This window comes from Neisseria sp. HMSC058F07 (assembly GCF_001810035.1).
Lineage (GTDB): Bacteria > Pseudomonadota > Gammaproteobacteria > Burkholderiales > Neisseriaceae > Neisseria > Neisseria perflava.
Map to the genome: position 1 here is coordinate 187,243 of NZ_KV799674.1, position 11,453 is coordinate 198,695.

Below are 11,453 nucleotides of genomic sequence, written 5' to 3' on the forward strand. Positions count from 1 at the left end.
CTCAAACATTATTTTTTCAACAGGCGCAGCAAATATTGGCCGTATTGGTTTTTCGCCATCGGGCGCGCCAGCTCTTCCAGTTTTTCATCGGAAAGCCAACCGTTGCGCCAAGCAATTTCTTCCAGGCAGGCGATTTGCAGGTCTTGGATGTTTTGTACGGTTTGGACGAATGAAGCGGCTTCGTGCAGGCTCTCGTGGGTGCCGGTGTCCAACCATGCGAAACCGCGTCCTAAAAGTTGAACCGACAATGAACCGTCTTCCAAATACATTTGGTTGAGGTCGGAAATTTCCAATTCGCCGCGGGCGGACGGTTTGATTTGTTTGGCGAACTCGACGACGCGTTGGTCGTAGAAGTACAAGCCGGTTACCGCCCAATCGGATTTGGGCTGTTGCGGTTTCTCTTCGATAGACAGGGCGTTGAAGTTTTCGTCAAATTCAACCACGCCGAAACGCTCGGGGTCTTTGACTTGATAGCCGAATACGGTTGCGCCGTGGGTCTTGGCGGCGGCCTGTTTCAATGTTTGCGTAAATGATTGGCCGTAGAAAATATTATCGCCCAAAACCAAGCAAACATTGTCGTTGCCGATAAATTCTTCGCCGATGATAAATGCCTGTGCCAAGCCGTCCGGACTGGGTTGCACGGCATAACTGATGGAAATGCCGAAATCGCTGCCGTCGCCGAGCAGGCGTTTGAAAGAGGCGTTGTCTTCAGGCGTGGTAATGACCAAAATATCGCGGATTCCTGTCAGCATCAATACGGACAGGGGATAGTAAATCATGGGCTTGTCGTACACGGGCAGCAGCTGTTTGGATACCCCGCGCGTGATGGGGTAGAGGCGAGTGCCGCTGCCGCCGGCAAGGATAATGCCTTTCATGGGTTTTCTCCTGAGTAGTGTGTGTTTGCGTGATTTTCAGACGGCCTAATATGGGAACAGGCCGTCTGAAAACTTATTTTCCGGTGCCTAAACGCTCTAAACGGTAGCTGCCGTTCAATACGTTTTGCCACCAGGTTTTGTTGTCCAAATACCATTGCACTGTTTTGCGGATGCCGGATTCGAATGTTTCTTGAGGTTTCCAGCCCAGCTCCCTGCCGATTTTGGCAGCGTCGATGGCATAGCGTACGTCATGGCCGGGACGGTCTTGTACGAAAGTAATCAAATCTTCATAACGTGCCACGCCGGCCGGTTTTTCAGGAACAAGCTCTTCCAGCAGGGTACAGATGGTTTTGACGACTTCAATATTGGCTTTTTCATTGTGGCCGCCGATATTGTAGGTCTCGCCGACAACACCTTCGGTAACAACCTGATACAGCGCGCGCGCGTGGTCTTCGACAAACAGCCAGTCGCGGATTTGCATACCGTCGCCGTAAACGGGCAGCGGTTTGCCGTCAAGCGCGTTCAGAATCATCAAAGGAATGAGTTTTTCCGGAAAATGGTAAGGGCCGTAGTTGTTGGAACAGTTGGTTACGATGGTCGGCAAACCGTAAGTACGCAGCCATGCACGGACGAGGTGGTCGCTGGACGCTTTAGAAGCAGAGTAGGGGCTGGACGGCGCGTATGGCGTGGTCTCGGTAAACAAATCGTCTGTGCCGTGCAAATCGCCATAGACTTCATCGGTAGAAATATGGTGAAAACGGAAGGCTTCGCGCTTTTCAGACGGCATTTGTTGCCAGTAGGCGCGGGCTGCTTCAAGCAGATTGAATGTACCGACGATATTGGTTTGGATAAATTCGCCTGCCGAATCGATAGAGCGGTCGACATGGCTTTCCGCAGCCAAGTGCATCACGGCATCAGGCTGGTGTTGTGCGAATACGCGGTCGAGTTCGGCGCGGTCGCAAATATCCACTTGTTCAAAAGCATAGCGAGGATTATTGGCTACCTCAGTCAAAGATTCCAAATTGCCGGCATAAGTCAGCTTATCGACATTGACGACAGAGTCTTGGGTGTTTTGGATAATATGACGGACAACGGCAGAACCGATAAAGCCCGCGCCGCCGGTAACAAGGATTTTTTTCATAAGTTTCAGAGGATAGTCAAAATAATATAAACGGATTATAGCAGACAGAAAGTGTGTTTTTCAGATAAAGAGGCCGTCTGAAAACATCTCTTTCAGACGGCCTGTATCAGGTCAACTTAATCGTCGTAGCCATTTGGATTGTTGCTGACCCAACGCCATGAGTCTTCCATCATCTGCGCCAAATCGCGTTTGGTTTCCCAACCGGTCTGCGCTTTGGTGTAGGCGGGATCGGCGTAGAAACAGGCCAAATCGCCATCACGACGCGGTTTGATTTGGAACGGAATGGTCAAACCGGAGGCTGCCTCAAAGGCACGGATGATTTCCAATACCGAATAAGCACGTCCCGAACCCAAATTAAACAGGTGTACACCCGAAACATCGCTTTTCGCCTGCATTGCCGCCACATGGCCTTCCGCCAAATCCATCACATGGATATAGTCGCGCATACCCGTACCGTCTGGGGTAGGATAGTCATCGCCGAAAACCGACAATTGCGGCAGCTTGCCTGAAGCCACTTGGCAGATATAAGGCAGCAGATTGTTTGGGATACCGTTTGGCTGCTCGCCGATCAAACCGCTTTCATGCGCACCGATAGGGTTGAAATAGCGCAACAAAATCACGCTCCAACGCGGATCGGCCTTTTGGATATCCGTCAAAATGCGCTCCACCATAGACTTAGACGTGCCGTAAGGGCTGGTCGTATCCCCCGGTTGCATATCTTCCGTATAAGGTACTTTACCCGGATCGCCGTAAACCGTAGCAGATGAGCTGAACGCAATCTTAAATACGCCGGCACGCGCCATTTCTTCAGCCAAAACCAAACTGCCCGACACATTGTTGTCATAGTATTTCATTGGTTTGGCCACGCTTTCACCGACTGCCTTCAAGCCGGCAAAATGGATGACAGCATCAATATCGTGTTCCGCAAAGATTTGACGCAACACTTCACGATTACGGATATCCCCTTGGTAAAAAGGCACAGACTTGCCGGTAATCTTTTCCAAGCGCGGGAGGATGTTGGCAGACGAATTGCACAAATTGTCCAAAATCACGGCATTAAAGCCTGATTTCAACAGGGAAACAACGGTATGAGAACCGATAAAACCGGTACCGCCGGTGATAAGAATAGTCATTGGTTTTCCTTAATTAAAATTGTGTTTGGAAGTCGTGAAATCGGTTGGCTGAAAATACAAACACGCTTTCAGATGGCCTGGTGTAAGTGTTGTCAAAGAGGGATTGCTTTATTTGGATATTGTATATTTAGTTACCTGAAAAGTAAAAAAATATGGGATAATCACAGTGTTATGCACAGAGTGCAAAGCGTTATCATTTCAATTTTAATAAAAGGATCTTACCATGTCAGTATCTAACGAAGTTTTGGCGTTGATTTCACAAGTTGCACAAAAACAAGTGTCAGCAAATGAAGAATTGTTGTCTACAGGACTTATTGATTCTGTGAGCGCAATGGATTTGGTTATGGCCATCAAACAAAAATTTGATGTTGATTTGCCGTTTGAGCAACTGGTTGATATTTTGGCAAACTCAGCCAATATCATTCAATATGTTGAAAATAATTACAAAGGCTAAATCATGAAACAATTAAATGAATTCCAAAATCTTGATGATTTTTTGGAATACCGTTTCAGCCAAACTTCGGGAAAAGCGTTAGTTAATGATACTCAAGAATGTTCTTGGGAAGAGTTGCGCGTAAAAATAGCCGCATTTATCGAGGCTTACAAAAGCATAGCAGATATTACCAAAAACATTCCTCTGGTGTTGCACGGCCATAAAGAAATTGATTTTGCAGTGGCAATTTATGCCTGCTTATTAAACAAAATCCCTTTTATTCCGGTGGATAGTATTTATCCTGAAAGCCGTCTGAACAATATCTGCCAACTGTCGAAAGCACGCTTTGTATACCGTTCGGCAACGCAAACTTTTGAAAAGCAGACTGACGAAGAAGTAGAGCTGGCTGAAAAAGATTTGGCTTACATCATGTTTACTTCAGGAACAACCGGCGCACCTAAGGGTGTGCAAATCGGTCGTGAAGCCGTGTTTAACCTGATGAAATGGATGAAAGAGCAGCTTAATTTAGCCGCACCTAATGTATTCATGAATCAGGCTCCGTTTGCGTTTGATTTGTCAATGTACGAAATCTTTGGCAACTTGGCTTACGGCGGTTGCATTGTCATGAACAGTCGTGATGCTATTTCTAATCCTGCCACCTGGATTGATTTTTTGGCCAAACAACAAATTACTACCTGGGTTTCCACGCCTTCTTTTGCCATGCAGCAGCTGCTTAACCCTAAATGTAGTCAAGCTACTTTACCGAGTTTGAAAGAATTTTTGTTCTGCGGCGAAAAACTTGGCAAACCAGTAGTAAATATGATTTTTCAAAAATTTCCCGGTGTCCGTGTTATCAATACCTATGGTCCGACTGAAGCTACTGTAGCAACAACTTACGTTGATATTACACCTGATATGCTGGCGGCAGAAGAAGAGTTGCCTGTAGGCGTTGCCGTGCTTAATTCCAAATTAGAGATTGTTGACGAAGAGATTTGGATTAGCGGTAACCATGTGATGCGTGGCTATCTGAACAACGAAACTGAAAATGCTAAACGCTTGGTAGTACACAGTGCAGATAACCGTACTTATAAAACAGGTGACTACGGTTTTGAAAAAAATGGATTGTTCTATGTACAAGGCCGTAAAGACGAGCAGATTAAGCTCAATGGCTACCGTATCGAACTTTCAGAAATTGAAGAAAAAATCCTTAACCTTAAGGAATTTGCCTTTGATAATGTGGCAGTAGTGGCTTTGAAACGCAACACAGGCGCAGTATTGCGTTTGGTGTGTTTCTATACAGCCAAGCAAAGTGCAGATACTCAGGCGATCAAAGACGCATTAGTACAAAATTTACCGTCTTACATGATGCCGTCTGAATTTATTCACATTGATGAAATTCCAGTCAGCACCAACCACAAAACCGACAAAAAAGCATTGTTGGAAAAATATCAGCAGGGTTTATAAAATGGATTTATATCAAATTCAGCAAAACATCTTACGAAAAGCCAAGATTGATCCTCAAAAGGTTAACGCTTGGATTTATAACAATCAAAGTATAGTGTTTGATTTTCTGTTGAACGACTATTTTGTCAGCGTCAGTTATACGGCAGTAGGACAAACCTTTAACTTTATTGAGCGTAATAAGAGCAAAATTTCTAAGATTTCCGGCTTCCATAAATTTCTGAAATATATTTCAGAAATTTATGGAAGTTACCCACAATCGGTTAATCAAGAAAAGACAGTATTGTCTTTTAAATTTGCTGAAACCGATTGGGCAAAAATCGAGGATAAATTTAGTGAGATTTTAGAAGTCACTTCCATTTATCTTGGCAGCGAATTATGCTACATCCTGAATGTTGAAAAAAATAAGGGCATTAATTTAGCCGAGTACTTGGATAAGCCGGAAGTTGAATACATTGGTGTTAAAGGCGACAGTAATGAGTTTTTCCTAAGCTATGCTCGGAATCATGGTCTAAGTGATTATGTTTATGAGCTAAATAATAGAGGCTTTTTAGCTGTTGAACACAAAATGGGTGTAAGTGTGTTCCGTCGCGTGAACAAGCACAGTTATAAAGATCTTTTGGCTTATTTCCCAGACTCTTTCCATGAGTTGGAAAATGTCATTTATACTGTTGAAGCACCGAAAGTATTGAGTGCCAACAAGAAAAACCTATTGGTGTTGTTCTCTTATACCAATAAGAGTAATGAGAATATGGTTGACCGTTATTATAGCCACCCATTTCCATTTATCAGCAACAGCATTATGCCAAATACTTACATCATCCGTATGGCTGATGTATCAGACGCGTTTGGCAGTCACGGGTTGAATACAAAGTTTGATGAAAATATCGAAGACAATATCCAGCGTTTCATTAAGAGCCTGATGAATATTTATGGCGTAGATAAGAAAAACGTAGTCATTTGCGGTGCATCATCAGGCGGTACAGGAGCGGTATATCACGGCTTAATTGGTGGGTACAAAACCTTTGCAATCGACCCATTTTTGGGCAATCATAAATACTATGGTGGCAAAGATCCATTGTATCTGCATTCTATCCGTACGCCGATTTTGGAGACTTTCAAAAAGCTACCAGATGTAATTGATCATAACCTTGAAAATCAAGTGGTCATTTCATCGGCTAAAGTATCAGAGTTTTATCCGGATATTAAAGAGCTGAAAGAAGCATTGCCTACAGTTGTATTATGTGAGTTTGACTTTGAAAAAATTCAAAAGCACATAGATTTTTCAGGCAACACAGTATTCTTGTCCAATACCATTATCAATAATTTGCTGTTGGACATCCATATTACTGATTCGGACATTAATCTGAACTAAATGCGAAGTAAATAGACAGTAAGTTTAAAATTTACTGTCTATTTTTTTAATATTTGAACCATATTTATCATGTTTGGGGAATGTAATGGTAGATAAAACGGCTGAAGAATTTCAGCAAGAAATTCTTAAAAATATCAAATTAAAAAATACGTCTGTTGATATTTATTATCAGCAGAATGTGTACTGCAATTTCAAATCTGACCGTGAAACACCATTTTCTGTCAGCTTAAATTTAGATTGGCAGAAGATTTTCCTGTTTTATCGTAATAAAAGTGAGATAGATAATATCGGAGAAATGTTTCCAAACTTCAGCTTATCTAAGCAGGATGGGGATAATGTATACATTTATGATGTCAGTACTTTGGATTTTGCCCAAACCTGTGCGGTCTTTATCAAATTGGCCGAGCGTGCGGAACAATATTTTTCTGAACGGCCAGTAGTTAACAGCCGCAAAAAAGAGGTGATGTCAGGTAATTATATCGACACCTCCGGAAATAAAATTACTGCACCTGATAATCTGCGAAACTGTCATTTCCAATTTCTAGGAGGAGGTGGGAATGAAGTTGTTATCCACCCTAATGCAAACTTGCGTAATGTATTTTTGGAATTTTTAGGCAAGGACAGCAAAGTCTATATTGGAGAAAATGTTTCTATGCAAGGCCAATGGTGTTTGGGAGTAGGCTGTACGATTAATATCGGCAGTAAAACTACCAGTACCAATCCGGTTTATATTACTGTTGCCGAACATACAACCTTGTCCATTGGTGAAGATTGTATGTTTGCCACTAATAATCAAATCCGTACTGATGATGCACACCCGATTTATGATGTTCATACTGGAAAACGTTTAAATATTTCTAAAGACGTTACCATTGGAGACAGAGTGTGGGTAGCCTATGGCGCAACAATTTGGGGTGGTACAAAGATTGGTAGCGGTAGTATTGTTGGTGCATTTTCGGTAGTGAAAAAACATTTTCCTAATAACTGTGTTATTGCAGGCGTGCCGGCTAAAGTCATACGCAAAGATGTATTTTGGGAACGCAATAATGTTTTATACACAGATATAGATGAAGGTAAGGATTTGGCAGAAATGAATCATGTTACCTATATCAATTCAACAGTAGAACTCGATTAGTGCATCTAATAGTAAAGGCCGTCTGAAAACATAAAAGTTTTCAGACGGCCTTTTTTAAGATAAGACAGAGATTACTCTAAACAAGCCAATTGTTTTTTCAGACACTCAGCCTGTAATGCCTTGTCACCTTTAGCTTCGGCTATTTCAGCTGCCAGTTTCCAATATGCTGCTGTGTCTTGTAGAGAGAGACTGTCAAAATAACGTTGTGCTGCCTGATGGTTTTTCAGACGGCATAAAGAAGTTGTATAAAGATACATCGTTTCCGGTGTGGTTTGTGCAAAATCAGCCAATATTTTGGTGACAGACTCCCAATCTTGGTTTTGGGCAAGTTTTTCAGCTTCATACAAGGCCAAAGACGGATTCTCAGGATATTTTTGGCGCAGTTGAGCCAATAGATATCCTTCGCCGTCAGTGTTGCCGGTAGCGTACATTTTTTTCAGATAATCGACCGTTAAATCTTCAGGAATTAAGAGCAGATTTTCTTCAAAGGCACGGTTAAGCTGGGTAAATAGTTTTTCAGAATCACCGCGTAATTTTGCCAGTCTTGCAATCGCGATACGGCAACTTGGATCATTCTTAGTATGGTTTTCAAAAGCAACCAAAAACTGATGCGCGCCTTGTAAGTTACCAAGGTTCATACAGAGGTAAGAAGCCAACAGCTCGGGTTTGAGATAGCCTTTTTCACGATCGTCCAAGCTATCAATATACGTTTTCAGTAAAGCCAATGCTACAAAATAATTTTGCTCCGATAGCTTTTGTGCTACGGCTAACAAAGGTTGATATGAGTCGGGTAAATCTGTACCTATCCGGGCAAACAGTTTTTCAGACGGCCTTTTTGCTTGGTGAAACGAGGCTGCAAGTAATGCGACAAGTAAATCATTTTGCGTTCCTATATGCTCGTTTTCAGCAAAAAATTCCGCCCCTTTAACAGCATTACCGATATATAAGTCCATTTTTGCATGCCAGTAACCTGCGGTATCGGGATAATCAGGTAACAGGTTTTGCAAAGTATCAAACTGTTTGCTCTCAAATAAAGCATTCAGATAACGATGGCGATAATCAGCTGTTTCTTCCGCATTCAGACGGCCTGTATCAAGCAGAGTTTGGATACGGCTTGCAGCCAAGTCCCATACCTGATGATTTTCTGCTTGCTCAATCATATTGATTAAAATCGGCAGATTGTCAGCGGTTTCGGCATGGTCAAGAGCAGTAATAGCTTGATACACACGTTCGCAGTTGCCACCTTCCTGGAAGGGGAAAGTATCGCGGATGCGAGCAAGATATTCGGGTTTGGCATGTCCTGATTTTAAAATGTTTTCTAATTCAGTCAGCGTTTCATGCTGATTGATGGTAATAGGGCCAAATCCGTCAGTTTCGTAAGAGAAATAGCCTTTTTGATAGGTGTGTGTACCAGAGAAAAAGGCTTCTTTATCAAATTGATAGTAAATAATTGCCTTATTCAGATAGGCCATGTCAAATGCTACTGATGAGTAGTCGGTAATCAATACGGCGCAACGTCCGAAAAGATTTTGAATACTTTCAGTTTCACGCAGTCCACTCCAGATTTTTATATAGGTAGGGACATTCATTATTTCCAAATAGGGCTCGATATTTGGGTGTGGTGCAAAAATTACTTCGTAGCCGTAGGTTTCTGCCATTTCCTTCAGGCGCTGGTCGTGAAGCAGAGCCTGCCAGTAACGGGCATAGTCAGTTTCCATAAAAGCACTGTTGAGCGTACGAGTATTGCTACCTGTACCGATATTTTGACCGACAATGTTATTGCGCCAAGTTGGCATAATCAGGATCTTGCGACTGTCGGGCTTATTTTTTGATAGTAAGGAGTCGTAGCGTGGAAATCCAGTTAGTGCTACTTCTTTTTCAGTCAGCTTGTAGGTATTGAAGTCAGCCTTAATCGAGCGGCTTTCTGGCTCAGTAGTGGTAATGAAACAGTGTAGGTTTTGTTTGCTATTTGTCCATGCAGAAAGATTGTCTTTAGTTACTCCGTGCTGAAGAAAGACAAATTTTTTGCTGTGTTCGTATAAATCCCCAAAATAATTGTTGATGTGTTTTTCCAAATGACTAGAAATGATTTTTTCAGCTTTACGCAAACGTTGTTCATATTCACTACCGCCGAATTCTACAAGTTTGAAGCCTTCCTGTTCGAGACGGTTCCAGTCTGGGGCAGTTTTGTTGAGTACGAAATAGCAAGTTTGTTCAGGGTGGTTCTGCATCATATAACGATAAAAATGCTCAGCGTTGTCATCAGCTTTAGTTTCCCTATCCATTAAAAGCCAGCTGCCGTCTGAAAGGTATTTTTCAGACGGCGTAAATAAACCGGTAAGTTCATTTAATGCGATGCCGTGCATAAAGGTTTTACCTTTAATCGAAATTCGCATTGCTTTTTTGTTAAGTAGAATATTAATTTTGGCGTTGTCTGCAACGTCACCATAGGGAATCCACAAACGTTTTTCGTAAACAAATAATTGTTCATTTAGCTTATTGACCACGCTTTTTGCATAGACAGGAATAAGATCACGCCCATCGGCTTGCACAGAATATGGCTGGTCGAAATAGGTAAAATAGCTGATAAGGAACTGTTTGCGTTCACGATCAATGTTTTCAATATAGGCGATTTGGAATGGCGGCTCGCTCTGTTTGAACATTCCAAGCATGCCAACTTTATGGAATAGCCATACTCCTGCTAAGCCAAATTCCATAATATTTTTTTGATCAATATAATCAAAAACCTGCTGCATTAGATCATAAAAATGTGATTTTTGTTTAGTATTCAACAAATCTAGACGTTCAGGTCTATTAAGCAATTGTTGAATATACCAAGCCATATCATATAATGCGGTTTTTTGTATTGAGGAGGGTACATACCCTAAGCGGTTTTTATAGTTTTTAAGCATAGGCAAGAAGCCATACTCAAAAACATTAGAAAACTTTTCTACTTTTTGCCAAGAAGTATCTAGAGTGGATGTGCCACTTTCACGTTTGCGATAGAAATAGACGGCATCTCTGTCAAACACAGCTTTTGCGTCCTGCAAATCTAATAAATAGTCTGCAATAAATTTGCCATCTTCAAAGTTTGGCTTAACATTGTGGTCAAACACCAAATTCTGTTTTTTAATATGGCTGACTCTGAAAAAGGTTGAGGCAGCAGACATATTGATAAATTTATCGAGCTTGGCAACATCAATAACGTGGGTTTTGTTAAAACGGAATCTTAGAGGATGACTATCTTTAATGATATTTTGATTTTCAAAGAAAAATTTCATATTAGTAGCTACAGTTACTGCCGACGGATGTTGGCTAATTTGAGTATCTACTGATTTGAAGTAGTCAGGGTGAAGATAATCGTCAGGGTCAGTAAATACTACCCATTCAGTTTGTGTATGTTGCAAACCCAGATTGCGTGCCGAGGCCTGGCCGCCATTTTCTTTGTAAAAATAATGGATATTTTGGGGAAACTTGGCTTGCCATCGTTTGATGATTTCTGCCGAATGGTCGGTTGATCCATCATCTACTAGAATGATTTGAATGTGTTTTTTGAAATTCAAGCTTTGTTTGACGATGCTGTCAAAGTATTCATCAAGGTATTTTTCGACGTTATAAACGGCTGAAACGATTGTAAATTGATTATTACCTTCGTATTTTAAGGGAAGGTATTTTTTGAGTTTCATTACGCGTTTGGCGTACATGTCGCGGAAAAAGAGTTTAGGGTCTCGTAAGAGCTTCCGAAATTTTTTATTGTTCATTTTTTTTAACCTTTTATTTTTATTTGGTTTTGAAGTAATTTTCCAGCATTTGAATCAGTTTGTCCTGGTAGTTTTCAATCTGTTGCTGGCTGTGAAAATCGTTGGCACAAAAAGAGTGTGGCTGCCGCCCATTTTTTTT

Annotated in this window: 8 protein-coding genes; 4 read left to right on the plus strand and 4 right to left on the minus strand. The window is 41.7% G+C overall.

The window, feature by feature from the left end:
• Positions 1–8: 8 nt before the first annotated feature.
• From rfbA to galE, 3 genes are all read right to left on the minus strand, one after another.
• Positions 9–875, minus strand: coding sequence for a glucose-1-phosphate thymidylyltransferase RfbA (gene rfbA, locus HMPREF2696_RS04220; RefSeq protein WP_004519082.1), 867 nt, complete (start codon positions 873–875; stop codon positions 9–11).
• A gap of 73 nt (positions 876–948) precedes the next feature.
• A complete protein-coding gene (gene rffG, locus HMPREF2696_RS04225) occupies positions 949–2,016 on the minus strand; it encodes a dTDP-glucose 4,6-dehydratase (RefSeq protein WP_049335785.1) in 1,068 nt (355 codons plus the stop codon).
• 116 nt (positions 2,017–2,132) lie between these two features.
• Positions 2,133–3,149, minus strand: a complete 1,017-nt coding sequence (gene galE, locus HMPREF2696_RS04230) for a UDP-glucose 4-epimerase GalE (protein WP_004519079.1) — start codon at positions 3,147–3,149, stop codon at positions 2,133–2,135.
• Between the two features lie 223 nt (positions 3,150–3,372).
• Between galE and HMPREF2696_RS04235 the strand changes: the two genes are divergently transcribed.
• The 4 genes from HMPREF2696_RS04235 (at position 3,373) to HMPREF2696_RS04250 (ending at position 7,553) form a co-directional block, all read left to right on the plus strand.
• A complete protein-coding gene (locus HMPREF2696_RS04235; protein ID WP_003747973.1) occupies positions 3,373–3,603 on the plus strand; it encodes an acyl carrier protein in 231 nt (76 codons plus the stop codon).
• Positions 3,604–3,606: 3 nt separating this feature from the next.
• Positions 3,607–5,046, plus strand: coding sequence for an AMP-binding protein (locus tag HMPREF2696_RS04240; RefSeq protein WP_004519078.1), 1,440 nt, complete (start codon positions 3,607–3,609; stop codon positions 5,044–5,046).
• A 1-nt stretch (position 5,047) separates the two neighbouring features.
• Positions 5,048–6,418, plus strand: a complete 1,371-nt coding sequence (locus tag HMPREF2696_RS04245) for an XcbB/CpsF family capsular polysaccharide biosynthesis protein (protein ID WP_004519077.1) — start codon at positions 5,048–5,050, stop codon at positions 6,416–6,418.
• A gap of 85 nt (positions 6,419–6,503) precedes the next feature.
• Positions 6,504–7,553 (plus strand): acyltransferase, encoded by a 1,050-nt coding sequence (locus HMPREF2696_RS04250; protein WP_049335787.1) that lies wholly within the window; start codon positions 6,504–6,506, stop codon positions 7,551–7,553.
• A 71-nt stretch (positions 7,554–7,624) separates the two neighbouring features.
• Here the strand turns inward: HMPREF2696_RS04250 and HMPREF2696_RS04255 are convergent, their stop codons facing one another.
• Complete coding sequence (locus tag HMPREF2696_RS04255) at positions 7,625–11,314, minus strand: CDP-glycerol glycerophosphotransferase family protein (protein WP_049335789.1); 3,690 nt, start codon at positions 11,312–11,314, stop codon at positions 7,625–7,627.
• Between the last annotated feature and the right edge of the window lie 139 nt (positions 11,315–11,453).

Bases quoted from the DNA above. Each gene is read 5' to 3' on its own strand.
- rfbA (WP_004519082.1), bottom strand. From the start codon at position 875: ATGAAAGGCATTATCCTTGCCGGCGGCAGCGGCACTCGCCTCTACCCC.
- rffG (WP_049335785.1), bottom strand. From the start codon at position 2,016: ATGAAAAAAATCCTTGTTACCGGCGGCGCGGGCTTTATCGGTTCTGCC.
- galE (WP_004519079.1), bottom strand. From the start codon at position 3,149: ATGACTATTCTTATCACCGGCGGTACCGGTTTTATCGGTTCTCATACC.
- HMPREF2696_RS04235 (WP_003747973.1), top strand. From the start codon at position 3,373: ATGTCAGTATCTAACGAAGTTTTGGCGTTGATTTCACAAGTTGCACAA.
- HMPREF2696_RS04240 (WP_004519078.1), top strand. From the start codon at position 3,607: ATGAAACAATTAAATGAATTCCAAAATCTTGATGATTTTTTGGAATAC.
- HMPREF2696_RS04245 (WP_004519077.1), top strand. From the start codon at position 5,048: ATGGATTTATATCAAATTCAGCAAAACATCTTACGAAAAGCCAAGATT.
- HMPREF2696_RS04250 (WP_049335787.1), top strand. From the start codon at position 6,504: ATGGTAGATAAAACGGCTGAAGAATTTCAGCAAGAAATTCTTAAAAAT.
- HMPREF2696_RS04255 (WP_049335789.1), bottom strand. From the start codon at position 11,314: ATGAACAATAAAAAATTTCGGAAGCTCTTACGAGACCCTAAACTCTTT.